Source organism: Accumulibacter sp. (assembly GCF_036625195.1).
GTDB lineage: Bacteria > Pseudomonadota > Gammaproteobacteria > Burkholderiales > Rhodocyclaceae > Accumulibacter.
In genome coordinates this window covers 2,485,219-2,510,633 of sequence record NZ_JAZKUG010000001.1, presented here as the reverse complement: position 1 = coordinate 2,510,633, position 25,415 = coordinate 2,485,219, and the positions used below count along the sequence as shown (strand labels likewise).

The 25,415-nt window shown below is 63.6% G+C and carries 22 protein-coding genes and 2 pseudogenes; 8 read left to right on the top strand and 16 right to left on the bottom strand.

Going from position 1 to position 25,415, the window contains the following annotated elements; all coding sequences use genetic code 11:
• The first annotated feature begins 15 nt into the window (after positions 1 to 15).
• A complete protein-coding gene (locus tag V5B60_RS11135; RefSeq protein WP_332347062.1) occupies positions 16 to 1,512 on the top strand; it encodes an NYN domain-containing protein in 1,497 nt (498 codons plus the stop codon).
• A 117-nt stretch (positions 1,513 to 1,629) separates the two neighbouring features.
• Positions 1,630 to 1,980, top strand: a pseudogene (locus V5B60_RS11130) (phosphohydrolase); the annotation flags it as partial.
• 1,337 nt (positions 1,981 to 3,317) lie between these two features.
• On the opposite strand, the gene V5B60_RS11125 reads toward V5B60_RS11130, so the two are convergent.
• The 13 genes and pseudogenes from V5B60_RS11125 to V5B60_RS11070 all read right to left on the bottom strand — a co-directional run bounded on the left by V5B60_RS11125 (position 3,318) and on the right by V5B60_RS11070 (position 17,549).
• The gene (locus V5B60_RS11125) at positions 3,318 to 4,997 is read right to left on the bottom strand and encodes an IS1634 family transposase (protein ID WP_332346579.1); all 1,680 of its coding nucleotides are present in this window, start codon (positions 4,995 to 4,997) and stop codon (positions 3,318 to 3,320) included.
• A 475-nt stretch (positions 4,998 to 5,472) separates the two neighbouring features.
• Positions 5,473 to 6,669, bottom strand: a complete 1,197-nt coding sequence (locus V5B60_RS11120) for an IS4 family transposase (RefSeq protein ID WP_332350391.1) — start codon at positions 6,667 to 6,669, stop codon at positions 5,473 to 5,475.
• A gap of 71 nt (positions 6,670 to 6,740) precedes the next feature.
• A complete protein-coding gene (locus tag V5B60_RS11115; RefSeq protein ID WP_332347061.1) occupies positions 6,741 to 7,367 on the bottom strand; it encodes a hypothetical protein in 627 nt (208 codons plus the stop codon).
• Between the two features lie 181 nt (positions 7,368 to 7,548).
• Positions 7,549 to 7,815, bottom strand: a complete 267-nt coding sequence (locus tag V5B60_RS22215; protein ID WP_434735300.1) for an IS4 family transposase — start codon at positions 7,813 to 7,815, stop codon at positions 7,549 to 7,551.
• Positions 7,743 to 9,614: pseudogene (locus V5B60_RS11110) on the bottom strand (IS4 family transposase); the annotation flags it as partial. The gene V5B60_RS22215 and the pseudogene V5B60_RS11110, both read right to left, overlap by 73 nt.
• 136 nt (positions 9,615 to 9,750) lie before the next feature.
• A complete protein-coding gene (locus tag V5B60_RS11105; RefSeq protein ID WP_332350391.1) occupies positions 9,751 to 10,947 on the bottom strand; it encodes an IS4 family transposase in 1,197 nt (398 codons plus the stop codon).
• 538 nt (positions 10,948 to 11,485) lie between these two features.
• Complete coding sequence (locus tag V5B60_RS11100) at positions 11,486 to 11,770, bottom strand: helix-turn-helix domain-containing protein (protein ID WP_332347059.1); 285 nt, start codon at positions 11,768 to 11,770, stop codon at positions 11,486 to 11,488.
• Positions 11,767 to 12,090, bottom strand: coding sequence for a type II toxin-antitoxin system RelE/ParE family toxin (locus V5B60_RS11095; RefSeq protein WP_332347058.1), 324 nt, complete (start codon positions 12,088 to 12,090; stop codon positions 11,767 to 11,769). Before V5B60_RS11095 ends, V5B60_RS11100 begins: the two co-directional genes overlap by 4 nt.
• A gap of 33 nt (positions 12,091 to 12,123) precedes the next feature.
• Positions 12,124 to 13,458: a tyrosine-type recombinase/integrase gene (locus tag V5B60_RS11090; protein ID WP_332347057.1), complete on the bottom strand. Its 1,335-nt coding sequence runs from the start codon at positions 13,456 to 13,458 to the stop codon at positions 12,124 to 12,126.
• Positions 13,459 to 13,809: 351 nt separating this feature from the next.
• Positions 13,810 to 14,475 (bottom strand): DNA-3-methyladenine glycosylase I, encoded by a 666-nt coding sequence (locus V5B60_RS11085; RefSeq protein WP_434735323.1) that lies wholly within the window; start codon positions 14,473 to 14,475, stop codon positions 13,810 to 13,812.
• Positions 14,476 to 14,482: 7 nt separating this feature from the next.
• Positions 14,483 to 14,794, bottom strand: coding sequence for a hypothetical protein (locus V5B60_RS11080; RefSeq protein ID WP_332347055.1), 312 nt, complete (start codon positions 14,792 to 14,794; stop codon positions 14,483 to 14,485).
• Entirely contained in the window at positions 14,724 to 16,181 is a 1,458-nt protein-coding gene (locus tag V5B60_RS11075) for a thioredoxin domain-containing protein (RefSeq protein ID WP_332347054.1), read from the bottom strand. Before V5B60_RS11075 ends, V5B60_RS11080 begins: the two co-directional genes overlap by 71 nt.
• Before the next feature lie 501 nt (positions 16,182 to 16,682).
• On the bottom strand, positions 16,683 to 17,549 hold the full coding sequence (locus V5B60_RS11070; protein ID WP_332347053.1) for a YicC/YloC family endoribonuclease: 867 nt from the start codon (positions 17,547 to 17,549) through the stop codon (positions 16,683 to 16,685).
• Between the two features lie 103 nt (positions 17,550 to 17,652).
• Between V5B60_RS11070 and V5B60_RS11065 the strand changes: the two genes are divergently transcribed.
• Genes V5B60_RS11065 through hemW form a run of 5 tightly spaced genes read left to right on the top strand, consistent with a single transcriptional unit; the run spans position 17,653 to position 22,091 of the window.
• Positions 17,653 to 18,612, top strand: coding sequence for a serine/threonine protein kinase (locus V5B60_RS11065; RefSeq protein ID WP_034933291.1), 960 nt, complete (start codon positions 17,653 to 17,655; stop codon positions 18,610 to 18,612).
• A complete protein-coding gene (locus V5B60_RS11060) occupies positions 18,609 to 19,532 on the top strand; it encodes a PP2C family protein-serine/threonine phosphatase (RefSeq protein WP_332347052.1) in 924 nt (307 codons plus the stop codon). The genes V5B60_RS11065 and V5B60_RS11060 overlap by 4 nt, the downstream gene beginning before the upstream one ends.
• 8 nt (positions 19,533 to 19,540) lie before the next feature.
• A complete protein-coding gene (gene rph / locus V5B60_RS11055; protein ID WP_332347051.1) occupies positions 19,541 to 20,257 on the top strand; it encodes a ribonuclease PH in 717 nt (238 codons plus the stop codon).
• A gap of 8 nt (positions 20,258 to 20,265) precedes the next feature.
• Positions 20,266 to 20,853 (top strand): RdgB/HAM1 family non-canonical purine NTP pyrophosphatase, encoded by a 588-nt coding sequence (rdgB, locus tag V5B60_RS11050; protein ID WP_332347050.1) that lies wholly within the window; start codon positions 20,266 to 20,268, stop codon positions 20,851 to 20,853.
• On the top strand, positions 20,853 to 22,091 hold the full coding sequence (hemW, locus tag V5B60_RS11045; RefSeq protein ID WP_332347049.1) for a radical SAM family heme chaperone HemW: 1,239 nt from the start codon (positions 20,853 to 20,855) through the stop codon (positions 22,089 to 22,091). Before rdgB ends, hemW begins: the two co-directional genes overlap by 1 nt.
• Before the next feature lie 38 nt (positions 22,092 to 22,129).
• Here hemW and V5B60_RS11040 read toward each other — a convergent pair whose 3' ends face one another.
• Positions 22,130 to 23,281, bottom strand: coding sequence for an ankyrin repeat domain-containing protein (locus V5B60_RS11040; protein ID WP_332347048.1), 1,152 nt, complete (start codon positions 23,279 to 23,281; stop codon positions 22,130 to 22,132).
• 89 nt (positions 23,282 to 23,370) lie between these two features.
• Between V5B60_RS11040 and V5B60_RS11035 the strand changes: the two genes are divergently transcribed.
• Positions 23,371 to 23,895: an energy transducer TonB gene (locus V5B60_RS11035; RefSeq protein ID WP_332347047.1), complete on the top strand. Its 525-nt coding sequence runs from the start codon at positions 23,371 to 23,373 to the stop codon at positions 23,893 to 23,895.
• On the opposite strand, the gene trmB is transcribed toward V5B60_RS11035, so the two are convergent.
• Together trmB and V5B60_RS11025 are read right to left on the bottom strand one after the other, a co-directional pair.
• Positions 23,854 to 24,597 (bottom strand): tRNA (guanosine(46)-N7)-methyltransferase TrmB, encoded by a 744-nt coding sequence (trmB, locus tag V5B60_RS11030; protein WP_332347046.1) that lies wholly within the window; start codon positions 24,595 to 24,597, stop codon positions 23,854 to 23,856. The two genes, V5B60_RS11035 and trmB, sit on opposite strands and share 42 nt — an antisense overlap.
• Before the next feature lie 2 nt (positions 24,598 to 24,599).
• A complete protein-coding gene (locus V5B60_RS11025; RefSeq protein WP_332347045.1) occupies positions 24,600 to 25,394 on the bottom strand; it encodes a thiazole synthase in 795 nt (264 codons plus the stop codon).
• Between the last annotated feature and the right edge of the window lie 21 nt (positions 25,395 to 25,415).

Here is a 25,415-nt window from a genome sequence, read left to right as displayed (position 1 = left end):
TGAGGGAAATGGCCCATGAAAAGCGCTTTGTTCGTTGATTTTGACAACGTCTATTCCGGTCTGCGCCGCCTTGACCAGGGAACCGCCGATCAGTTTGCACGCACGCCGACGGCCTGGATGAATTGGCTGATCGAGTCCCTGGAACTGCCGGCTCCAACTCGGCCCGGTGCCAGGCGCCGTATCCTTGTGCGGCGCTGTTATCTGAATCCCCAGGCTTATCAACGATTCCGCCCCTCGTTCAATCTGGCCGGCTTTGAAATCGTCGATTGTCCGGCAATGACCAGCGAGGGCAAGACCAGCACCGACATCCACATGGTCCTGGACATCGTCGATCTGCTTCAACAGGAAACCCATTACGACGAGTTCATCGTCTTTTCTGCTGACGCTGACTTCACTCCGGTGCTGCGCAAGCTGCGGCGCTGGGACCGGCGAACGACAGTGCTGGCCATTGGCTTCCCCTCGGCGGCCTACCGGGCATCGGCTGACCTGTTGATTGATCAGGATGAGTTTGTGAGGAAGGCTCTGGCCTTCGGCGAGGTAGTCACTGAACCGCCTCCGGTGGAAATCAGCCCAACCCCCGAGTTGGCATCATCAGCTCTGACTCTGATCCGCCAGGCGGTCAAGGAAGCGCCGGCCCCGGTCCCCCTCGCCAGGCTGGCAGCGGCACTGCTTCGGACGATCGAAGACCTTGATGCGTCGTCATGGGGCAGCTTCGGTAGTTTTCGCGCTTTGATCGATTCTTTGGACCTCACGCCCTTGGCTGTCACCTGGGAGGGCGGCGGAACGATCTATGACCCCAAGCGCCATTCGCGGCCAGCGACGCTCAGTGCTGGAACGAGCGCTGGCAAGCCCAACGGAGTGCAGGTCAAGATCGAGGACCTGATCAGGACGGAGATCTCCAGAGCCCCGCAGCCGGTACCCTGCGGACGATTGGCGACGCTGATCCTCGGACAGGACAGTTCTCTGGCATCAGACTGGGCAGGCAAGGGAACATTTCGCAAGTTTGTCGAATCGCTGAACGTAAAGCCAGTCCAGTTCAACTGGAATGGTTCCGGCGGAGTGGCCTTCGACCCGAGCCGTCATGCTGTGCCCTCTGAAGTTGCAGCTGAACCGGAAAATGAGTGGGCAGACAAAACTCTGCTCGAGTTGGCAAGACACATCCATGAACTCACCGATGTACCTCTGCTCTCCCCAAAGAGATACCGAAACCTGATCGAAATGATCTCGATCGATGTGCTCGGCAGCTCGTTCAATCTCGTGGAGACCGGCAAGCGTGTCCGCGACCGATGCCGCGATTCCGGGTTGCCGGTCAGCCGTGCGGATGTCAATCATGTCTTGCGGGGCTTGTTGATGCGAGGCCACACCTTTGATGAAGGTCCCAATGACGCGCTTACCCTGTGCAGGAAGCTGGCGGACAACATCCGTTCGCTCTGCCTGCGCGAGCAGATTATGCTGGATGCCACGATGGCCAGTGCTATCGAAAACTGGATAGCAGGCGGAGATTCCCAGTGAGGGCCGACTCAGCTCGAGGAAGGTTGCGTGTCTAGCAGACCTGGTGCGTTACGGCTGCCCGGGATGTGGAAGTCAAACTGACCGTTTGCCACTGTGGAGCAAGTGATCGTCGCCATCCTGCGCGAAACGATCGAGGATACGGACACACCGAGCTGGCGCTCGTTCGCCACTTGGGCAAGGACGTTGCCAACATTGTTCTCGAGGTCAACGATGACTAGACCTTGCCCAAGGCCGAGCGAAACGGTTGCAGATCGAGCATGCCTCTCAGCTCATCCGGCGTGCCCGGCTGGTCAAGTTGTGGCGGACACGATCTGCAACCTGCGCGACCTCGCCGCCTCGCCGCCCGCGAACTGGTCGGTGGAACCTAAGCAGGCATATTTCGATTGGGCGAGGGCGGTGGTCGATGGCCTGCGTGGCACGCATCCCGGCCTCGAACACCTCTTCGACCAAAGTTACCAGGCTCGCCCGAAAAGGCCGGGCGGTCAATCGTCATTAGTTTTCCGCTGGCCATTGCCAGCAAGAGACGATGTTCCATTCGTAATGTCCCCTTGGGCGTCGATACTTGTTAGGCGCTGGTTCGTTCGTGACTCTTGGTCTCAATCGTCGGCGCATCCAGGCGAGCCCACGGCCACAAGCACCTGCTCCATGCGGTGAGGCTCGACGAAAGCACGGGGTGGCGCGGCCCGAGCACAACCATATGGGCGTTGTGCTTGGCATTCTCCAGGCATACGATGACCACTTCAGAACTTGACTGCTGGAGATCAGCTTGACCGGTTCATTGGGACGGATCGTTGCCGTTGCGTTGGCGCTGTCGATTGTCATAGGTGCCTGGCTGCTGTTCGAGTACAGCGAAACCAGCCACCAGCGTCAGGCAGTTGAGCGGTCCCGGGGAGGAGCCGACACCTCGGGGCCGCGCGGCGTCGATCCTTCGCCATCGTCGGGAGGGACTCGCCGCGATCCGGCCCCAAGTGCTTCTACCACGCCTGGACGACCCTCTGGTTCCTTGATCTACAAGTGCAGGGGACCGAGTGGTACGGCCTACCGAGATCATCCCTGCTCAAGCAAGGAAACCGAACTTCAGGTCACGGTCGCTGGCCCGATCTCTGCGCCACGCTACGACCTGGACCAACTCAAGGCCAAGGCCGACGAAATGGAAGCGGCCAGGCTGCAGCGCGAGGCGTCGCAAACTGCTCCGCAGCCCCAGGCCGAAAGGTCCACGCGGGGCTCGAGGAAGACAGAGTGTGATGCTATCGATCAGCAGATCACCGCAGTGGATGCGCGCCTCCGCCAACCGCATTCAGCCTCCGAGGGTGACTACTGGACCGGTGAACGCAGGAAACTGACAGATCGGCGATTCTCCATTGGCTGTTGAACTCTGGCTTGGTCTGGCGCCTGTGATCCAAATCACTCTGACTGTGTGGTGAGCGTGCCTTCAGTGCATGGTCACCGACAGCGCACTCAGAATTTGGCGCCATTCAGCGCACCACCCCAGTTTTTGATTGCTCGTCGGCGTTGAGGCCGTGTCGGCAGGTTGTGGTAGATCCTGCCACCGACTAGCTTGCTCTATAACTCGGGCGAATCTCGGTTCGGTAAAGCCACCAGGATACCAAGTGTCAAGAGACTCCTCGTCGGCGAGGAACCCGCCTTCGTCCTTGGGCACGACCATGCCTTGGGAGAAGAGTGTGGCGTGCAAGGCCGCTCCCCGTGGTCTTGGCTACCGCAGCAGACACGCCAGGCGCCCCCGAGTTCGACAAAAATACGGCTAAGTGATTGTTTGTGCGCAATTCACCGGTTCGGAATTGGCACTACAGACGTCTAGCGGAGGGCTCGGGCAGGGCGACGGTGTCGAACAGCTCCTTCTGTTGGGGGGTGATGGCGGACAGGCCGGAGGCTGACTGGCGTTGATGCAGCGTGACCTGGTGGTACTGGATGTGGCGGGCGATCTCCAGGGCGCGCTCCGGGGAGAGGGGGCTGGCCTTCGCCTTGAGGCGCAGGCGCAGCACCCGATAGAGCAGCAATGCCAGGAAGCAGATCAAGGCGTGCGCCCGGATGCGATCCGGCAGGCGGTGGAAGACCGGCGCGATTTCGATCTCGGACTTCAGAACACGGAATCCTCGTTCGATGTCCGCCAGCGCCTTGTAGCGCGCCACGATCTCGGCCGGGGGAGAATCCGGAACGTTGGAAACGAGGATCAGCTTGCCATCCATGAGCCGCGCGCGCCTCAGCGCCCGTTCGTCGATCTCGTAGGTGAACACCTCGGAGGCGAGATTGACCTTGATGATGTGCGCCAGATGCGCGTCAGCGACCGCCTTGTAGAAACGGGCGATCGTGCCGGCGTCTGACAGCTTCTTGCCCGGGTGTTTCTGGCCGGCCTCCTGGCCATCGAGTTTCTCCGCCCACTGCGCGGCATCCCTCTCCAGCGCCGCAATGCGCTCATCGCGTACGCGACCCTGCTCGCTGGCCCTATCGGGGCGATGGGCAACGATCAGACGAAACCCCTCCCACTTCAGCTCACCAAAGACCTCTGCCGTCGCCGGCCGGCAACTCTTCTCGTGGAACGGGGTGAGCAGGCGGTCAAAATCCCCGTAGCGCCGCGCCGGGACGGCCAGAATGAACTCCAACGGCTGATCGCCGACGCGCAGCGCCCGGATGGCTTCGAGATTGTCGAGACTCAGCAGACCCCGATCGGCGACCAGTACCACGCGTTTGATCGGATAGCGTGCCAACACTTTCTCGATCGTCGGCACCAGCGTCGTCGTCTCGCCGGTATTGCCGGCAAAGACCTCATGATGGATCGGCAAGCCGTCCGCCGTCTGGACCACCCCGAGCATCACCTGGCGTACCGTCCCACCCTCCTTGGCATGGCCAAAGTGCCGCAGGTCCTCGGACTCATCGGTGCATCCTTCGGCACGGATCGTCGTCAGGTCGTAGAAGACGATCGCCAACTCCTGATCGATCAACGGCCGCAGGAGAGCTGCCAGAGCGTCGTCAACCCGGTCGGCACCCTCCGCCAGAGTATCCATCGTGCGCAGCAGGTGCTGGTGGGTGACCGAATCGGCGCTGACCTCGGGAACACGGGTGCCCTCCAGCCAGCGCAGGATCCCCAGCTTGGACTCCGGATCACACAGCCGGTTGAACACCATCACCCGCAGCAGACCTTCGGCGTCGAACTGGTGGCGATTGCGCAGCAGCCGGCGAAAGGCGTCGGCGAAGCCCAACTCTTTCCACAGGGCGGTCAGCAGCCAGGTGTCGCCGACCGACAGCGCCGGTGCAAAGGCGACCTCGCCGGTCCCTTCCTCGAGGGAGGGCTTGCCCGCCGCCCGCAGCAGACCGTTGAGCAACGAGTCGGTCTCGCCGGATCGCACCGCTTCGATGCGCCCCAAGGTGGCGATGACCCGCTGGCGAGGTACCCCGGAGGGGTCTCGGTAGGCCTCGACGAGCTTGACGTACTGGCGCGGGCCGGACGTGGTGATCTTCACGAACATGTCGCTACTGTATCCTCATACAGACATGATCGCAATAGTCTTTTACGCCAGACGTGTCACTACACGAAATTTCCAGCTGCGCGCCAACCCCTTGTTTTTATTGGGGCCGAAGCCCCGTCTATGCGTATGGCACGCGAAAAGTGTCGAACTCGGGCGGTAACCACAGCACAGCCGACGACTGGCCTGACGAACCCCCATTCTGAACATCGCCGGTCGCTCAGACTTCAAGGGGCCTCAGCGGCCCCTTTTTATGTCGACCTCAACAGTCAACCATTCTTCGCCATCTTTGCGCGCCAGATATCCGCGGTTCTTCGCAGCCACTAACAATCTTCATCGTCGACGCTGCAAAGTGTCAGCAGGTCGCTGTAACCAACGGCGATCGCGTTGATTACCGATTGAGGTAGGTCGGTTGCAGACGTGCTCGATACTGAACCCGGGCTCTCCCCAATCCTCACAAGTTAGCATATAGGCATAATCACTTATAGGCGTGCGACAGGTGCGGTTTCGGCTGCGGTTTTCGCGGTTGGGAGCGATTGGGGACGAACTTCTGGAGGTTCAGGGCGATTTCCTCGAGGATGGGCTTGAGGCGGCGAGTGGTGGCGGTTGCAGCCAGGAGCCAACGACCGATCTGTCGCTTGATCTTGTCGATTTCCAAGGTGCGGTTGATCTTGTAGGACGAACCGGGGTCGAGAAGGGTGTGGGTCGCGACATAGGCGGCCAGTGCGTTGAGGTTGTCGAAGACCGCCTTGGCGCCGAAATCCTGGCGCGCCGCATGCCAGGACAAGCCGGAGGTATGTTCCAGTTGCAGCCGGTGCTTGATCCGTTTGAACGCCTCTTCGATTCGCCAGCGGCCGTGGTACAGCTCGGCAAACGCGGCGGCGGGAAAGGTCACTGGATCGAGGAGCGAGGTCATCACCACATGCACCCGTCCGTTCGGTGTCGTCACCCGCACCAAGCGAACCGTGGTCGGCGTGGCCGGGCATTCATAGTCCTCGGCATCACGGGCATTGGGCGCGCGCAAGACGACGACCTGCTCGCTTCGACCGGACTGCAGGAACTCGCGTACCACTTTGAATCCTTGAGACAAATCGCAGCGGATGCAGAAGGGGATGCGACGTGCCGTCAGCGCCGACACCAGCCAACGACATGGAAAGCCGCGGTCCATCACGAGCACATCGTCGGAGCGCAGACAATCGATCGCCTCGAAGAACATCTGACGCTCATCGGACAAAGGCTCATGCAGGCGGAAGTTCAGGAACAGCTCGATCCCCGGCAGGTAGAGGCCGAAAGCCATGCCTGTGACGATCGACCGGACGTTGTCCTTCATCATCGTCAGGCGAACCGCGCTGCCATCCACAGCGACCACCCGAAAGCCTCTCCAGCGCGGGATCGGCAAGTGTTCCTCCACCAGTCCCATCAGGTGCTGATTGACCTCGCCGAACACCAGCGCGTTGATCTTGTAACGTGCCTGGTAGAAGGCTTGAGCGGTGACCTCACGGACCGAGTCGGCGCGATTGCGCAGGTTGGCGAAGAACTGATCGAGTTCCGACTGGACGGCGGCGTGGACGCTGGAGAGCAGAAAACTGAGGACGGTTGGCAGGGTGAGGGTACGGCAGCGGGTGAAGTGTTTGGGGTCGAGGCGAGCCACTTGGAGCAACTCTTGAGAAAACAGATACTTGGAGAGCTTACCAAGTATGTTGGCATATTCAGGCCGTCATGCGATTCTCCTTTATAAACAATTGGTTACAGCTCTATTTTGCCGCAGGAGCGCAGCCGACACAAGGCCTGCCGCGCAATATGCTGATATGCTAACTTGTGAGGATTGGGGCTCTCCCGCCCATGCATCGGGGAAGTCTGGTCGGGTGTTGCGGCAGATGGGAGATGCTTGAAACCTTTCATGACCACGCGCTGAAGCCTCTCCGGGTAAATCAGCGGCTCAAAGTTTGGGTCGTATCCGCCTTGCTTGTATTCATCTTCTGATACCTGCCCTTGGATATAGTCTCGGCGGTGTTCAGAGATGAATTCGTCTTTCCAAACGAACACGCCGGCTGGAAGCAGCCTAATCGAATCATCCTTCCATTTCTCCAAGCCAATGCTCTTGGTTATGGCGCCGCTTTCCTCGTCCTTTTTGATCCAGTCATGAAAAGCCATTATCTTGCATGCAATCCGGCTCCATTCGCTCGGCTGGACCCGCACCGGACAACCATGGGGCGGTAGTTGGTAGGCGAATAGTTCGTCGAACCGCCCGCATTCATCGGCACGACCCATGAGAGTGACAATCACATCGGGGGACATGTTGCTCGGCACCACGAACGGAAGCGCCCGAACCGGAATGGCATCGCGGCCATTGATGAGAACCACGACGTTCATGTTGGCGCTCCTTCTCAGCGCTCCTTCGTCTGGGAGTGCCGCGCCAGCCGGGTGAAGGTGCCCGGTTTTCGATTGGCCGATCTAGGCGCGGCATTGCTGCTCGTTGCCTGCAAACCGTCAGGCGTCAGTGATGCGGTCAGGTGGCGTGGTCTTCCTTCCATGCCACGGCTAGGCCTGCCCTTTACCCGCAAGTCTTGTTGTCATCCGAAGTCCAGAGCCGGAGCGAGAGCCCTTCGCGCAGCGATTGCAGGACCGAATAGCCGTGCCACATGATTTGATGCCCTGGAGAGGGGTCTTTGGCGCGGCCAATGTATCCGCCGAGTTGGGCTACGAGACGAACGGCGTCGCCGAGCCGAGTGGGCTTGGGGATTTGTTTTTTTTTGCGTAGGCCTGCAGCACTTCGATCTCGGCGTCGGAGAACAAGACCTCGGCGGGAAGATCGGGGCACTGTCTGCCCAGGAGCGTCATGAGCATGATGCGCCAAGCGATGACGAGATTGATGGCGATGGCCCGTTTGAGTCGCTCAGCGGTCTTGTGTTGCAGCGCCTCGATGCGACAGCCGCTCTTCAATACGCGATGCCAGTCTTCGATGCGCCAGCGCAGGCAGTACCACCGCAGGCACTCCTGGGCTTGTTCTGGTGTGGTGATCTCGCAGGTGGTGATCAGGAACCACTCGAGCGGTTCGGCGTCGGCTGGCGGCGAGGGTTCCTGGACATGCACCACCCAGAGCCTGAGGGCCTTCCGGGCCGGGTATTTCGACGGCCGGCGGAGTTCGACTTCGCGGTAGCGCAAATTGACGTGCGCGGTACGTTGTGCGTGCCCGTCGCGTGCCTTCTGTTTGCTTTTCTTGGTCCGAGCGCTTTGTCGCGGCACGTTGATGCGAAGCTGGCGTCGCACGGGGCTTTGTCTGACGAGTTCGAAGAGGTTGAGTGCCTCGCGGGTGGCGCGGTCATGTTTGGCGCGAACCAACAGTTCGACGCGGCCGCTTTGGCGTGGCTCGTCAAACAGTTCGAAGAAATCCGCCTCGCGATCCATCACGCAGACCTGGCGCGTGTCGGGCAGCGCGGGGACCAGATCGTTGCATTGGCGAAGACCCTCGATCCAAGTGAAGGTCTTCTTCTCTTCGATCGGTATGGCCGACGCCGGGCGCAGGTCCTCCTTTGCCCGGTGCGTCGGTGCCACACAGTGTGCCCTCAGGACCCCCAGCGGCAGGCCCTGGGTCGTCAGCACCAGCGTCGAATGCAGGTGCAGTCCGCCACTCTGGGCACCCGTCTGGTTGCTGCCGATGACGCCCAGCCCGGCACACTGGACCAGACCAGAATAGTTCAGCTCGGTCCCGTCCTGAACGCAGAGTACCGTCGACTGCGCCTTCATCCGCTGCACCGTGCGCCGTTGGTGAGGGGCCAGGATCGCCTGCATGGTGACCAGCGAGTCATCGGCTTGCTCGATCAGCCGGTAGTACGACTTGATCGCCGGCTTGTCTCCTTGCGCGGCACCGCAGAACGCGCGCCCCGGCATCTCGCCCATCGTGCGGGCAAAGTCGGCCAGCCGCCTGTTGCTGCGCCGGTCCCCCAAATTCGCTCCGGCAAACTCATGGCCCGCCCACTCGTCCCCCTCCAGACCTTCGCTGATCTGCAGCGCAGTCACTTGGAGCGGTTCGGCAATGGCTGCCAGGCGGGCGCGTACATCGGGCTCCAGTTCATAGACGTAGATGGCCTTGACCGTCTTCGCGTTCTCGTTGAAGCGATCCTGTCGGCCACGCCCTTTGGTCTGGCCAATCTCCAGCCAGTTCGCTGCCCGGTAGCTGGTGCCGATGAAGTGTTGCGTGTCCACAAAGCTCTCCACCAGCCAAGGGCGATAGCCGTACTGGGCCTCGTAATCCGCACCCACGCGCCGCAAAACCATCCCCAGCACGTGCGAGGCCAGATTCGGGCAGTGCACCGAGTGGCGGATGAGAAAGCGGCTCATGCCAATCACCCCGTGCAGGTGCTGGCGCCGGGCATGATCGTTCCAGCCGATCCATCGCTCTCGGTCGGCCAGATGCAGCGCCGACGCCCCGAAACCAAAGCCGCCCAGCCAGCCATGCTCAGAGCCAATCAGGTAGCGCATCTGCGCCCCCACCAAAGGCCCAGCCCCCTGCGGATGCTCGCACAGCATCAACTCGTTCCACACCCGCATCAGCTCGAGAGTCTCAACGAGGACCAGCCTCAGCCCACGAAGCTCTGCGAGCACCGTCGGCACGTCCATCGCCCCATCAACGGGTTGACCCAGACGCCGCGGCCCTGCTGCCGTACGGCGCTTGCGCATCGGCGCCGGCAGAACGAAGTGCCCCGCCCCCTCCAACTCACGCAGCCAATCCTCACAAGTTAGCATATAGGCATAATCACTTATAGGCGTGCGACAGGTGCGGTTTCGGCTGCGGTTTTCGCGGTTGGGAGCGATTGGGGACGAACTTCTGGAGGTTCAGGGCGATTTCCTCGAGGATGGGCTTGAGGCGGCGAGTGGTGGCGGTTGCAGCCAGGAGCCAACGACCGATCTGTCGCTTGATCTTGTCGATTTCCAAGGTGCGGTTGATCTTGTAGGACGAACCGGGGTCGAGAAGGGTGTGGGTCGCGACATAGGCGGCCAGTGCGTTGAGGTTGTCGAAGACCGCCTTGGCGCCGAAATCCTGGCGCGCCGCATGCCAGGACAAGCCGGAGGTATGTTCCAGTTGCAGCCGGTGCTTGATCCGTTTGAACGCCTCTTCGATTCGCCAGCGGCCGTGGTACAGCTCGGCAAACGCGGCGGCGGGAAAGGTCACTGGATCGAGGAGCGAGGTCATCACCACATGCACCCGTCCGTTCGGTGTCGTCACCCGCACCAAGCGAACCGTGGTCGGCGTGGCCGGGCATTCATAGTCCTCGGCATCACGGGCATTGGGCGCGCGCAAGACGACGACCTGCTCGCTTCGACCGGACTGCAGGAACTCGCGTACCACTTTGAATCCTTGAGACAAATCGCAGCGGATGCAGAAGGGGATGCGACGTGCCGTCAGCGCCGACACCAGCCAACGACATGGAAAGCCGCGGTCCATCACGAGCACATCGTCGGAGCGCAGACAATCGATCGCCTCGAAGAACATCTGACGCTCATCGGACAAAGGCTCATGCAGGCGGAAGTTCAGGAACAGCTCGATCCCCGGCAGGTAGAGGCCGAAAGCCATGCCTGTGACGATCGACCGGACGTTGTCCTTCATCATCGTCAGGCGAACCGCGCTGCCATCCACAGCGACCACCCGAAAGCCTCTCCAGCGCGGGATCGGCAAGTGTTCCTCCACCAGTCCCATCAGGTGCTGATTGACCTCGCCGAACACCAGCGCGTTGATCTTGTAACGTGCCTGGTAGAAGGCTTGAGCGGTGACCTCACGGACCGAGTCGGCGCGATTGCGCAGGTTGGCGAAGAACTGATCGAGTTCCGACTGGACGGCGGCGTGGACGCTGGAGAGCAGAAAACTGAGGACGGTTGGCAGGGTGAGGGTACGGCAGCGGGTGAAGTGTTTGGGGTCGAGGCGAGCCACTTGGAGCAACTCTTGAGAAAACAGATACTTGGAGAGCTTACCAAGTATGTTGGCATATTCAGGCCGTCATGCGATTCTCCTTTATAAACAATTGGTTACAGCTCTATTTTGCCGCAGGAGCGCAGCCGACACAAGGCCTGCCGCGCAATATGCTGATATGCTAACTTGTGAGGATTGCTCACGCAGCGCCTTGACGCAGCCTGCGATCTGGCTACGCCCGCGGGCATCACGCAAGCCGAAGTGCTGACAAATCGACTCGGCAACCGAGGATAGACTTCGATGCTCCTTGCCCGCCAACAGCTCCCGGATAACCTCAATCGAGGCTTGCTGTCTCAGCGCTCGCTTGACTTGGTTTTGCTCATTCATACCGAACCATAATCGGTTCGATCAAGAAAGTCCAGTCCTAATTTTTCGGGTAAAGGGCAGGGCTAGGCCAGGCCGGCGTCCGATGCGGCGCTCTTTCATTCGCAATTCCGCATGGTCAGCGAAAACAAGGCGTCGCTCTCACAAACGGGGCTCCAGCGGGATGCAGGCATCCGCTGCTTCCCTCGGCGAAACCAGGTCATGCGACTTGGCCCTCGATCCGCAGGACCACACGCCCCCCCACCGCTTGCGCGAATCTCTCGACGGTGCGCATGGACGGAAAGCGCTTGCCGCTCTCGATTCTTGCAACAGCGCTTTGCGTGGTTCCCATGCGTTGGGCTACCTCGGTTTGCGACAGGCCGGCACGGGCGCGAGCGGCAATGAATTCGCGGGCGATGGCGTACTCACCCGCCATTGCGTCGTATTCGGCGCGGGTCGCGGCGTCGCCCAGCATCTCCGGCTTGATGGTCCTCAAAGTCTTCACGTCAAAGCCTCCAATCGCTTCTTGGCCGTCTCTATCGCTGCGCGTGGCGTGGCCTGAGTCTTCTTCACGAAGACATGCAGCACCACCAGCGTGCGTCCATGAACGGCGGCATACAAGGCACGGGCGATGCCATCACGCCCCCGCATCCGCATTTCCCACAGCTTGCCCTCCACGGGCCGGACATGCGGCATTCCCACTTCTTGCGGCCCGAAAGCTTCCAGCAGTTCGGCAACGTGCAGGAAGCGGGCGCGCAGGTCGGCAGGCAGGGCCAGCAGTTCAGGTTCCGCCAGCGCGCACACCTTGACCGTCCATTGGCTCATAGTATAGCCTTTCTGCTATTTTCTGATGTACCGTCAGGCGGCGTTGACCACGCGGAATCCGGGCCGCGCGTCGTCCGTGGGCTGCCCGATCCCTGCTTGTTCCAGAATCCAGCCCTCAATCTTGGTGTGCCACATGCGCAGCAAGTCGAGCGGACGCACGCGGTAATGCTTCTCGGCGGTCGCGCTCGGTTTGTGGCCCATGATCTGCGCGGATACGCCGGCAGGACACTCTACCCATTCCGCCAGCGTGCCGAAGGATCGGCGCAGACCGTGGATCGAGAGTGCAGGCAGGCCGGCAGTGGTCACTGCCTTGTTGTGCTGAATGCGCGGCTCCTGAAGCCTTCCAGATGCCGCTGTGACGCTGCTGAACACCCATTCATTGCGACGAGGTAGTGCGGCCAGCAGCGACGCGACGTAGGGCGTCAGCGGGATCGTGCGCTCGCCGTCGACCTTGTCCTTGATGGTCATGGACCGCCACTGAAAGTCCACGTCTTCCCAGCGGATACCGGCCACCTCTTCGCGGCGGGCGCCAGTCAGCAGCGCGGTCTGGAGATAGGCAGCGATGATCGGATTCCCGATCCGGCGGACGGCGGCGAACCATGCCGGCAACTGCTCGCGTTGCAGGCAGTCGTCCTTGGCAATCTTCTTCGGCAATTCGTCCTTTGCCATGCGCGTGATGCAGGCGTCGGCGCGGACTTGGTCGCGGTACTCGGGGCGGTCGCTGCACCAGTTGAGGAAGGCGCGCAGCAGAGCGAAGGAAAGGCGGGCATAGGTCGGGCGGTGCGTCGCCTCGTCCTTGAGCCATGCGCGGACGCAATCAGCGTCAATCTGCTCCAGAGGAAGTGCCAGCAGCGGGCGCAGGATGCCCGGCAACGTCTTGTCACTCTCGCCGGGCCGGCGGCCTTGGGTGCGCAGTTCGCCACCTTCCTTGACGACGGTTTCGTGTTCAAGAAGGTGTCTGGCGCTCCAGTTCGCGCGGCGCGCTTCGATGTACTTTTGCCATGCTTCCATTGCTGGCGTAGCGATGCGCTCCAACTCGACCTTCTTCGCTTCCTCCTCGGCAATCTTGGCAGCGGCGGCGGCGATGCGGTCGCGCTTCTCTTGGCGCGGGTCCATCCCTTGGTCGATCATCGTTTGCAGCCGGCGCGCTTCGTCGCGGGCTGCCGAGAGTGTCCATGCCCGAACGTCGCCGATGGTCACGCGGACCGTCTGCCGGTTCAGCTTGGATTCAAAGATGAACGACTTGGCGCCAGCGGTCACACGAACGGCCAGCCGCGGCGCGTCGGTGTCCCAAGTGAAGGATTGCCCGGCGCCCTCGGGCAGGGTCAAGCGGCGGATGCGGTCGGGTGTCAGGCGTTCGCGGTTCATGTCATCGTCTCCGGGTTTGGCTACATGGGCGATTCCGTGTAGCCACCATGTAGCCATTTTACAGCAACCCGGTTCAACATCAAGCAATGCCTGTTTTACGCAAGTGATTGTTTTAACTTGTTGTGACTACAGTTCGCGCATACCCTTCAACGTCAAAAAACGCCTAAAAGTTCAGATTCGCAATCAGAAGGTCGGCGGTTCGATCCCGCCTGTCTCCACCAAGTAACGTAGGCACGCACGTCTGGTCAACCGATCAGGTTGTGGTTTTCTCGTCCCCGCGTACGGCCTCCATGCACCCATATCTGACGCAGTCGAGGCCTGTGCGGAGCGGGGCCACTTGGCTCTCCTCGCTCAGGGCCCCACGCATGGTGGCTGCCTTGCTTGGCGCGACGCGCGCAGCGCTTGGCCGACATGACAATCGTTCTGGTGATCGTTCACCAGGCCCATCGCCTGCATGAAGGCGTACACGGTGGTCGGCCCAACGAAGGTCCAGCCCTTCTGCCGCAGATCTCTGGCAAGCGCCACCGACTCCGGGCACTGACTGAGCGTCTGCAGGTATTCGCGGGTCGGTACCGGCGGCCTGCCGGCGACGTCGACCTCGAAGCGCCAGAAGTACGCCGACAGGCTGCCAAACCGCTCCTGCAGCGCCAGCGCCCGCCTGGCATTGTTGATCGCCGCCAGAATCTTGCCGCGATGGCGAACGATCGTCTCGTCGAGCAGCAGTCGCTGCACCTCGGACTCGCCGAAAGCCGCCACAACCCGGGGGTCGAAACCGGCAAAGGCCCGGCGGAAGGACTCGCGCTTCCTGAGTATCGTCAACCAGCTCAGGCCGGACTGGAAACCCTCGAGGCAGATCTTCTCGAACAGCCGGCAGTCGTCGGTCACCGGCTGGCCCCATTCGTGGTCGTGGTAGTCGATCAAGAGCGCCGATTGCTGGCACCAGAAGCAGCGCACGGGTTGCTCTTCCGAGGCTCTCGGCGCGGTCACTGACGGCCGATCCGGTGTCACCGCCGACATGGCCGGATCAGGCAATCCGTCCGAACAGCGCGGCCAGCGCCGCGGCATCGGTGAGTGGCAGATCGCAGCGGCCGTGCTGGCAGACATACGCCGTCGGCAGACCCGCTTGGGCGCGCTTGCCGCGAACGAAAGGAACACTGCCCGCGAGCGAATCGATCACCGACTCGGCGCCACCGGCAAGCACGTGCGCCGGCAGGAGGCTCCGGCGCACGACATCGAGCAAGGGGGCCGCAGCGGCGGCGGCACCATCAGGCCAGACGAGCACGATCTCGAGGGCCGTGGAGGCGCGGAACTCGATCGCGAGCAGCGCCTCGCTCATGCTGAACGGCCGCTCCGCAAGTGCCGCCGCATGGGCGGACAGCGCATGGTCGGCAAGCTGCCGCCAATTCTCGTCGGCGGTGAAGACGGCCAGGCGCAGCACGTTCATCAGGGCAACCGATGTGCCGGATGGCTCGGCGCCATCGTAGGCAGGCTTCTCGCGTGCGATCAGGCTTTCCTGCTCGTGGGCTGGTCATGAACCAGCCGCCCGCCGGATCGGCGAACAGGTCCTCGGTGGCTTCGGCAAGCAGCAGCGCTTCGCGCAGGTGGCGCGGCTCGAACGTCGCCTCGTACAGGTCGATGAGGCCGGCGACGAGGAAGACGTGGTCGTCGAGGAACGCATTCTGGCGCGCCTGCCCGTCCGTGTAGCAGCGCTGCAGTCGCCCACCCGCGCCACGCAGCCGGGTCAGGGCGAATTCCGCTGCTCGCGCGGCCGCCAGCACGTAGGGCGCGTGATCGAGAATCCGTCCCGCCTGCGCCAGCGCCGAGATCATCAGGCCATTCCAGGAAGCCAGGACCTTCTCGTCACGCTGGGGCTGAACACGCCTGGCCCGTACCTCGCGCAGCCGCGCACGGGCGCCGGCGAGCGCTGCCCAGGCCTGCTCGTCAGGCTGCGGGACGTGCAGGATGGTGCTTCCCTGCCAGGTGCCGCCACGACGGACACCGTAATGCTCGAGGAAGCGCGTGCTCGTCGCCTCGCCCAGGGAAGCGAGTTCGTGCCGGATCTCGCCCTCGCTCCAGACGAAAAAACGCCCCTCGACGCCTTTCGAATCGGCGTCGGTTGCGCTAGGGAAACCACCGCTGGCATCGCTCAAGATGTCCGACAGGCCGTTCAGGAGCGAGACGAAGCCGAGTCTCGCGCCACGCTCGCCATCGCGTGGCGGAAAGTAGCTGCCGGCGAAGAAGGGCTCGCGTGCGGCATTCGGCCAGACGCTCATCGGCCAGCCGCCGGAACCGGTCAATTGCTGCACGGCACTCATATAGATCGCGTCGATGTCCGGCCGCTCCTCGCGATCGACCTTGACCGCCACGTAATGGGTGTTCAGGAAGCGGGCGATCTCCGCGTCCGCGAAGGACTCGTTTTCCCTCACATGGCACCAGTGACAGGTCGAATAACCGATCGCCAGGAATACCGGTCGAGCGAGCCGTGCCGCTTCGGCAAAGGCCTCGTCGCCCCAGGGAAACCAGTTGACCGGATTGTGCGCATGCTGCAACAGGTACGGGCTGCTCTCCAGCAACAGCCGGTTGCTGAAGCGGGGCCGGCCGCGCTCGTCGCTGTGCTGTGTGCGCGGCGCGCGACCGGCGGGACGGCCAGCCAGGGCACGCGCCAGCCTCTCCTGCAAAGGCAGCGCAAAGGGTTCGCTTCCGGGCAGAACGGCAGATTGCACTCGGTTTTCCAGATCGGCGGACGGGCCACGCACACGCTTCCAAGCCGCTGGAGAAGCAGCCACCGCGTCGGCCGCGTCCTCGGCGAAGCACATGCACGCGCAGCAACCGCGGCCGAACGCCGGCAAAGCTGCGGATCTGCGCGCCTCGCATTGTGCTGCCACACTGCGGCTTTCGGCAAGGCTGCCGAGGACCGCGCAGCGCCGGAATACAAGAGGAAGGACCGGGCGACGGGCGCTGCTGGTAGCAGCGACGCTTGCTGCAGTTGAGTGGCCGGAGCATCGCCGGCCGCATGTGGCGGACTGTCAGCCTGCCTTCTCCACCTCCGCGTGGAGCGGTGTCACGGTACGCCATCGCCGCTCGATCTGGTGCGCCATACGCTGAACATCTTGTGCCCGGCAAAGCATGCAGCGAGTACGCCAATGACGCCTGCAATCTGGTCCATCAGCTTGACCGCAAGTCCTCTCCGGCCGCACGGGGGTTTCAGGCAACCCCGTCGAAACCTACTCCAGATTCTGCACCTGTTCCCGCATCTGCTCGATCAGCAGCTTGAACTCGATCGCCGTCTGCGACACCTCCGCCACCAGCGACTTTGAGCCGAGCGTATTGGCTTCGCGATTGAGTTCCTGCATCAGGAAGTCGAGGCGCTTGCCGGTCGCTCCGCCGGCCGCGAGGACCCGTTCGACTTCGTCGAGGTGGGTCGCCAGTCGCGCGAGTTCCTCGGCAACGTCGATGCGGGCAGCAAAGACGGCAACTTCCTGCCGGATTCGCTCGTCGTCGACGACCTGCACCGCGTCAAGCAGCCGCTGCCGCAGCTTGTCGTTGAACGCGGCCTGCGCAGCCGGGATGCGCGGCGCCACCTCACGTACCAGCAGGCGCATGCGGGCCAGCCGCTCGCGGATCACCGCCGCCAGCTTCTCTCCCTCACGCGCGCGACTGGCGGCGAAATCGTCAAGCGCATCGGCAGCCAGTGCCAGGCACGCGGGCACCAGAGTCGCCGCGTCGACCATGTCCTCACCGAATATCCCTGGCCAGCGCAGGATGTCGTTCACGCTGAGTGGCACTGCCGACGGCAAGATGCGGCGCACCTCTTCCTCAAGGTAGCGGAGACGTTCGAGCACCTCGTTGTTGAGCCCGACCTGCGGACCACCACCAGCGGCCGAGACGAAGCTGACACGGCACTCGAGCTTGCCGCGGCTGATGCGGCTGGCAAACAACTCGCGCAATGCCGCCTCTGCGGCACGCACCTCGTCGCTGACCCGAAAGATGACATCAAGGTAGCGCGAATTGACGCTTTTCAGCTCGAAGTGCAGTGTGCCGCCCCTGACGGATCGGGTCCTGGCGGCGTAGCCAGTCATGCTGTAGATCATGCGAATCCTGGGGTGCAAACAGTGATCGATCGGTGGGCAGCTTTACAGCACACCCCCAAAACCCGGAAAATGGCCGGAAGATTGAATGATAGCCCCGACAAGGATGGCGCAACAAGCGAACCAACCTCTTCCCGCCGGTTTCAAGATCGACGAGTACTGCATCGAACGTCAGCTCTCGATGGGCGGTTTTTCGATCGTGTATGTTGCTGCCGACCGCGACCAGAAGCGTGTCGCGATCAAGGAGTACCTGCCGAACACCCTTGCCCTACGCAGCGAGGGACGAACGGCACCGCTCATTTCGGAGGAGCATCTGCCCGCCTTCCGCTACGGCATGAAGTGTTTCTTCGAGGAGGGGAGGACGCTGGCCGCACTTTCCCACCCGAATGTCATCAGGGTGCTGAATTTCTTCCGGGCCAACGATACCGTCTACATGGTCATGGAGTACGAGCACGGGCGGACGCTGCAGGATCTGATCCAGAAGAGTCCGGCGGTGGTGACGGAAAACTTCATTCGCAACGTGTTTACCAAGATGCTCAACGGGCTGCGCGAGGTGCACGCGCACCGCCTGCTGCACCTCGACCTGAAGCCGTCGAACATCTACATGCGCAACAGCCACACGCCGGTGCTGATCGACTTTGGTGCCGCCAGACAGACCCTCGCCTGCGACACGCCGATGCTGAAGCCGATGTACACGCCCGGCTTCGCCTCGCCCGAGCACTACAACCGCCGCGACTTGCTCGGCCCGTGGAGTGACATCTACAGCGTCGGCGCATCAATGTACGCCTGCATCTCGGGCAGCACGCCGCAGCCGGCCGACGAACGCATGGAGAAGGACCGCCTGGTCCCCGCCATGGTGCGCTGGCAGGGCCTCTATTCGGATCAGTTGCTCGAGACGATCGACTGGTGCTTGAGCCTGAACCACGGCTACCGCCCGCAAAGCGTTTTCGCGCTGCAAAAGGCGCTTACCGAGCCCGTGATCGCACCCGCGTCGACCTCCGTCGGGCAGAAAGACAGCCTCCTGCGGCAGGTCGTGGGCAAGCTGAAGAAGACAAGGGACCAATGAAGTTCACCATCTACCAGGATTCTCGGACCGGCAAGCGTGCCAACAATGAGGACCGCTTGGCCTACTGCTATTCACGCGAAGCCCTGCTGATGGTCGTCGCCGATGGCATGGGAGGTCATTATTATGGCGAGGTTGCTGCACAGATCGCCGTCCAGACGATGACCGAGGCGTTCCCGAGCGAGTTCAAGCCGCGCGCCCGAGACCCCTTCATGTTTCTCCAGAAGGGAATGCAGAATGCCCATCACGCGATTCTCGACTTTGCCGGCAAGCACCACCTGCTCGACTCGCCGCGCACCACCTGCGTCGCCTGCATCATCCAGAACAACGTCGCCTACTGGGCCCACTCGGGAGATTCGCGCCTCTACCTGATCCGCAACGGGAAGGTTCTGGCACAGACCAAGGACCACTCGCGGGTGCGCATGCTGGTCGACCAGGGAGTGATCAGCGAGGCCGAAATGATCAGCCATCCCGAACGCAACAAGATCTATGGCTGCCTGGGGGGCAAGCAGACCCCAGAGATCGAGTACTCGCGCAAGGCCACCCTCGAAGCTGGCGACGTACTGGTCTTGTGCACGGACGGTGTCTGGAGCGCATTCCCGGGCGACATGCTGGCGGTTGCGCTGAAGTCGGCCGACCTGATGCGGACGGTGCCGACGCTGCTCAACCAGGCCGAGACCCGTGGCGGCCCGACTGCCGACAACCTCTCGATCATTGCCGTGCGCTGGGGCGACACCTACAACGACGATAGCGGTCTTGGCAACAGTGGACTGGTTTCGACGAAAACGATGCCGCGCGATACGGTGACGACCCGCTTGGACGAATTCGGGCGCCACCCGAACCGCAAGACCGACCTCAGCGACGACGAGATCGAACGGGCCATCGAGGAGATCCGATCGACCATCCAGAAGTACTCGAAATAGGAGTTCGCATGCGTCCCAGCCAACGCCAGCCGTCGCAACTCCGCCCGGTGCGCATGGCCCGCAGCTTCACCTGCCACGCCGAAGGGTCGGTACTGATCGAGATGGGCGCGACGCGAGTGCTGTGCACCGCCAGCGTCGAGGACGGCGTGCCACCATTCCTGCGCGGCCGTGGACGGGGATGGGTGACGGCCGAATACGGCATGCTGCCCCGTTCCACCCACACCCGCACCGGGCGTGAGGCGGCGAAGGGCAAACAGAGTGGCCGCACGCAGGAGATCCAGCGGCTGGTGGGCCGCGCGCTGCGCGCGGTGACCGATCTGGAAGCGCTCGGCGAACGCCAGATCACCCTCGATTGCGACGTCCTTCAGGCCGACGGCGGTACCCGCTGCGCAGCCATCACCGGCGCCTGGCTGGCGCTCAACGACGCCTGCGTGCACTTGCTGGACAGCGGCCGGATCACCGCCCATCCGCTGCGTGATCACGTCGCAGCCGTATCGGTGGGAATCTACCGCGGCGTCCCGGTACTTGATCTCGACTACGCCGAGGACGCCAACTGCGAAACCGACATGAACGTCGTGATGACCGGCAAGCGTGGGCTGGTCGAGGTGCAGGGGACGGCCGAGGGTGAACCCTTCTCGCGCGGCGAACTGATCCACTTGCTCGACCTCGCGGAAAAGGGAATCGTCGAGCTTGTTGCCCACCAGAAGATTGCCCTCGGCCTGTGAGACCTGCCATGAGACTCGTCCTTGCCTCCAACAACGCCAAGAAACTCGGCGAACTCGACGCAATCCTCGCGCCACTGGGCTGGGAACTTGTACCACAGGGGCAGCTTGGCGTTGCCGAAGCCGAGGAACCGCACTGCACCTTTGTCGAGAATGCCCTCGCCAAGGCCCGCCATGCGGCGCGGATGACCGGCCTGCCGGCGCTCGCCGACGACTCCGGACTATGTGTGGACGCCTTCGGCGGCGCTCCCGGAGTCCACTCGGCCCGTTTTGCCGGCGATCCGCGATCGGACGCGCGCAACAACCGGAAACTCCTCGCCGAACTCGGCGACAACTGTCAGCGCAGTGCCCGCTTCGTCGCGGTGATCGTCCTCGTTCGCCACGCCGATGACCCGCAGCCGATCATCGCCGAAGGTGAATGGGCCGGGGAGATCCTGCGCGAGGAGCGCGGCAACGATGGTTTTGGCTACGACCCGTTGTTCTACGTGCGCGAACTCGGTCGCACCGCCGCCGAACTCGAAGCGGGCGAGAAGAACCGTCGGTCGCACCGCGGCCAGGCACTGGCCCACCTCGTCGAGCGCCTGCGGGACCGGAGCTGATGCCCGCTACGCTGCAGCGCGGCTTCATTCCCCTGCGCGCCGCCGGTGGCAGCCGGGCGGCATTTCGCCAGCAGCCACCGCTCTCGCTCTACGTCCACATCCCGTGGTGCGTGCAGAAGTGCCCGTACTGCGACTTCAACTCGCATGCGCTGGCGCCCCCGGGGATGGCGGCGGCTGCTTCTGCGACGATCCCGCAGGACGACTACCTGGCGGCCCTGATCGCCGATCTCGAATCGGCCCTGCCGCTGGTCTGGGGTCGCCGCGTCGACAGCATCTTCATCGGTGGCGGGACGCCCAGCCTGCTCTCGGGAGAGGCTGTCGAAGAGTTGCTGGCAGCGCTGCGCAGCCGCTTGCCGCTGCTGCCCGGCGCCGAGATCACGCTCGAGGCGAATCCCGGAACGATCGAAAGCGGCAGCTTTGCCGCCTTCCGCGCCGCCGGCGTCAACCGCCTGTCGCTCGGCATCCAGAGCTTCAATCGGCAGCATCTGCGGGCACTCGGCCGCATCCACGACGATCATCAGGCCCGCCAGGCGATCGCGGAGGCGGCTCGCCACTTCGACAACCTGAACCTCGACCTGATGTACGGCCTGCCCGGACAGGATGTCGAGCAGGCACTGGCGGACATCGAGACGGCACTGTCGTTCGCACCGGCCCACCTCTCATGCTATCAACTGACGATCGAAGCACACACCGCCTTTGCCGCCCAGCCGCCGCCCCTACCGGAACCCGACCTGTGTGCCGACATGCAGGATGCGATCGAAGGAAGACTGGCGGCGGCCGGTTACCGGCATTACGAAACCTCGGCCTTCGCGCATCCCGGTCGCCAGTGCCAGCACAACCTCAACTACTGGCACTTCGGCGACTATCTTGGCATCGGGGCCGGTGCGCACGGCAAGCTGACCCTGCACGACCGTGTGCTGCGCCAGATGCGCTGGAAGCGGCCGGAGCAATATCTGGCGCAGGCCGCGGCCGGCACACCGGTCCAGGAAGAGCTCACGGTCGCCACCGCCGAGTTGCCCTTCGAGTTCATGCTCAATGCGCTGCGCCTGGTCGATGGCTTCGACGCACGACTGTTCGAGTCGCGCTGTGCCCTGCCGCTGCACCTCATCGAGCCGCAACTCCTGCAGGCCGAAGGCGCCGGACTGCTCGAACGAACCGGGCAGCGAATCGTGCCCACCGAACAGGGGCGGCGCTTTCTCAACCGGCTGCTCGAACTCTTCCTCGCGGACCGGGACTGATCGTCGCCGCCAGCCGGCGCAGCGACGGACTGCCGCGGCTACGGTTTCAGCGCGTCGACCGCCTGCTGCAGTTGCTGGTGAAGCGCCTCGCTGGGCAAACCCTGCGCCTCGCGGACGCGGATCTGGCGCAGCAGATCGGCCGCCTGCGCCGCCGCCAGACTGCGTTCGCGCGCGGCCGCGGCCGCGCCAGACGGCTTCCCTCCGACCACGGCCGAACCGCCCGCCGCGACGCCCGGTGCGCCATCGACGACCACCTGCACGCGTTCCGCCGCGGGCTGCGCTCGACGAGCCGTGATGACCATCGAGCGCGGCTGGTAGGGCCGTGGCATCGGTCGCTGCACCAGCGGCTGCGGGCTGGCTCGACGCAACTCGCCGACCGCGGCACGCAGCCGTTCGTGCAGTTCCGCACTGGGCCGCCCCTCGGCCTCGGCCACCCTGATTTCGCGCATGATCGCTTCGACCGTCGGTGGCAGCGCCGCCGAACGACTCGCTTCACCAAAGCTCTCGGGTGGCGCCTTGACCACCACGGCGAACTCCTCCGGCGACGCGATCATCTTCGCCAGACGGAGATGGTTGTAGCGCATCGCCATTGTCAGCGCATTGTCGCCCCAGTCGCTCTGCAGGCTCGGGCTGGCCCCCGCTTCGAGCAGTTCGCGCGCCTGCTCGAGATGTCCTTCGCGCGCCGCCATCATCAGTGGCGTGGCGCCGTTGGGCGCCCGCGCGTTGACGTTGGCACCCCGAGCAATGAGATCCCTGGCGACCTTGCCATGGCCGTTGAAGGCGGCATAGTGCAGCGCGCTCCACTGGTTGCCCGAACGATCGAGCGGGGCGCCCCGTTCGAGCAGCCACTGCACCGCCTCGAGATGCCCGCCCCAGGCCGCGAGCTGCAAGGCCTGCTCGCCATGGCGATTGACCCGCCGCACGTCGGCACCGTGCTCGACGAACAGCGCCATCATCTCGATGTTCCCATACCAGGCGGCAACCATCAGGCCGGTGCCGATGTGCGCCGCCTCGTACTCGGGATTCAGCCCCTGCGCGAGCCAGCTCCGGACGGTTCGCAGATCACCCCGCTCGACCGCGAACTCAAAGCTGGCCGGACTGGGTGTCGGCACCTGCGCCGCCAACGGCGACACCATCAGGCAGCAGATCAGCAGCAGGCAGGCGCCCGCCCTGCCCAGCGAGTAGCTCACGGTCCTTTCCTCCACGCGGTTTCGGTCACACCGATCAGTCGCTCCACGCGCTGTCGCCAGCGGCACTTTTGCTTCACAATGTCAGGCTCATGTCGTTTCAGCTCCTTCCCGCACTGGCCCTGTCGCTCCTTCTGCACGCCGCCGTGCTGTGGTGGAACGTCGTCGCATTCGACTTCCAGCCACCGCCGACGCCACGGCTGCAGGCCTCGCTGCAACCGCCAATCCGGCAGCTGCCGGCCCGCGATGAGCCGCTGCTGAAGGACACGCTGTCGACCAGCGACCCATCGCCGGCAGCGGCGACCACGCCACCGCGACCGGCCGCCGCCACTGGGACGTCGCGGGCAGTGGCGCGTCGTCAGGTCGAGGCCGCGCAACGCAAGCTCGCGCAACATCTCTACTATCCACCCGAAGCCGTCGCCCGTGGCATCGAGGGTGAGGTCCGCCTGCTCCTCCGGCTGGCCGACGATGGCAGCGTCGTCGACGTCCAAGTCGCCGCCGGGAGTGGCCACGCCATCCTCGACCAGGCGGCGGTGAAGGCGGCTTACGCCATGGGTCGGGCGCACTGGGCGCAGTCACGCGAGTTGATCCTGCCGGTGATCTTCCGCCTGCAGTGAATCCTGCCGCCGGCGGAAGATCAGATCCCACACGCCGTGCCCCAGACGCAGTCCACGCTGCTCGAAACGGGTCGGCTGACGATGCGCGGGGCGCGGTGCAAAAGCGGCCGCGGTGTTCTCCAGCAGGCGGTCGGCCGACAGGACGGCCAGCATCTGCTGCGCGTACTCCTCCCAGTCGGTGGCACAGTGGATGTAGCCACCCGCGCGCAGGCGACTGGCGAGCATCTCGACGAAGGCCGGCTGCAGCAGGCGCCGCTTGTGATGACGCGTCTTCGGCCAGGGATCGGGGAAGAAGATGTGCGCGCCGTCGAGCGAGGCTGGCGGCAGCATGTCGCGCAGCACCTCGACGGCGTCGTGCTGGACGATGCGCAGGTTGGTCAGCCCCATTTCGGCGACCAGCTTGCACAGGCTGCCGACTCCGGGCGTATGCACTTCGACGCCGAGGTAATCGTTCTCCGGATGTGCCGCGGCGATCGCCGCCGAGGTCTCGCCCATGCCAAAGCCGATTTCAAGGATGCGGGCCGCCCGGCGCCCGAACAGCAGGTCGAGGTCGACCGCCGCCGCGCGATAGGGAACGCCGATGCTCGCCATCATTTGCTGGTGGTAGCGCTGCTGGGCATTCGACAGGCGCCCCTGCCGCAGCACGAAACTGCGGATGTGCGCCGCGCGTCCGGCGCGCTCCACCGCTTCGCCATCCGCCATGGCTAGGAGCCGATCAGGCCGCTCGTCGGTGATGAGGGATCCGCCGAGTAATGCTTGCGTGCCATGCGTCCGGCCAGGAAGGCCTCGCGCCCGGCCTCGACCGCCTTCTTCATCGCACTCGCCATGAGCACCGGATCACGCGCATGGGCGATGGCGGTATTCATCAGCACGCCGTCGCAACCGAGTTCCATCGCGATCGCCGCGTCGGATGCCGTACCGACGCCGGCATCGACGAGCACGGGTACCTTCGCATTGTCGATGATCAGGCGCAGGTTCCAGGGATTGACGATCCCCATGCCGGAACCGATCAGCGACGCCAGCGGCATCACCGCGACGCAGCCGATGTCCTCGAGCATGCGTGCCTGGATCGGATCGTCGGCACAGTAGACCATCACCTCGAAGCCCTCGCCGACGAGCGTCTGCGCTGCCTTGAGCGTTTCCGGCATGTTCGGGAAGAGCGTCGCCGGATCACCCAGAACCTCGAGCTTGCACAGCGGGTGCCCATCGAGCAGTTCGCGCGCAAGGCGCAGGGTCCGCACCGCATCGGCCGCGGTGTAGCAGCCGGCGGTATTCGGCAGTATGGTGAACTGCGACGGCGGCAGCACGTCGAGCAGGTTCGGCGCAGCGGCATCCTGGCCGATGTTGGTGCGGCGGATGGCGACGGTGACGATCTCGGCACCGGCAGCTTCGATCGCTGCCCGCGTCTCGGCAAAATCCTTGTACTTGCCGGTACCGACGAGCAGACGCGAGCGGTAGGTCCGGCCAGCGACCGTCAGGCCATGGGTTGCAGGATGCATGGGTCTTTCACTTGTTGATGG

Excerpts from the sequence above, each read along its gene's own strand:
- V5B60_RS11135 (WP_332347062.1), top strand. The coding sequence starts at position 16 with ATGAAAAGCGCTTTGTTCGTTGATTTTGACAACGTCTATTCCGGTCTG.
- V5B60_RS11125 (WP_332346579.1), bottom strand. The coding sequence starts at position 4,997 with ATGTTCGTGAAGATCACCACGTCCGGCCCGCGCCAGTACGTCAAGCTC.
- V5B60_RS11115 (WP_332347061.1), bottom strand. The coding sequence starts at position 7,367 with ATGAACGTCGTGGTTCTCATCAATGGCCGCGATGCCATTCCGGTTCGG.
- V5B60_RS11095 (WP_332347058.1), bottom strand. The coding sequence starts at position 12,090 with ATGAGCCAATGGACGGTCAAGGTGTGCGCGCTGGCGGAACCTGAACTG.
- V5B60_RS11090 (WP_332347057.1), bottom strand. The coding sequence starts at position 13,458 with ATGAACCGCGAACGCCTGACACCCGACCGCATCCGCCGCTTGACCCTG.
- V5B60_RS11085 (WP_434735323.1), bottom strand. The coding sequence starts at position 14,475 with ATGTCGGCGGTGACACCGGATCGGCCGTCAGTGACCGCGCCGAGAGCC.
- V5B60_RS11080 (WP_332347055.1), bottom strand. The coding sequence starts at position 14,794 with ATGAGCGAGGCGCTGCTCGCGATCGAGTTCCGCGCCTCCACGGCCCTC.
- V5B60_RS11070 (WP_332347053.1), bottom strand. The coding sequence starts at position 17,549 with ATGATCTACAGCATGACTGGCTACGCCGCCAGGACCCGATCCGTCAGG.
- V5B60_RS11065 (WP_034933291.1), top strand. The coding sequence starts at position 17,653 with ATGGCGCAACAAGCGAACCAACCTCTTCCCGCCGGTTTCAAGATCGAC.
- V5B60_RS11060 (WP_332347052.1), top strand. The coding sequence starts at position 18,609 with ATGAAGTTCACCATCTACCAGGATTCTCGGACCGGCAAGCGTGCCAAC.
- rph (WP_332347051.1), top strand. The coding sequence starts at position 19,541 with ATGCGTCCCAGCCAACGCCAGCCGTCGCAACTCCGCCCGGTGCGCATG.
- rdgB (WP_332347050.1), top strand. The coding sequence starts at position 20,266 with ATGAGACTCGTCCTTGCCTCCAACAACGCCAAGAAACTCGGCGAACTC.
- hemW (WP_332347049.1), top strand. The coding sequence starts at position 20,853 with ATGCCCGCTACGCTGCAGCGCGGCTTCATTCCCCTGCGCGCCGCCGGT.
- V5B60_RS11035 (WP_332347047.1), top strand. The coding sequence starts at position 23,371 with ATGTCGTTTCAGCTCCTTCCCGCACTGGCCCTGTCGCTCCTTCTGCAC.
- trmB (WP_332347046.1), bottom strand. The coding sequence starts at position 24,597 with ATGGCGGATGGCGAAGCGGTGGAGCGCGCCGGACGCGCGGCGCACATC.
- V5B60_RS11025 (WP_332347045.1), bottom strand. The coding sequence starts at position 25,394 with ATGCATCCTGCAACCCATGGCCTGACGGTCGCTGGCCGGACCTACCGC.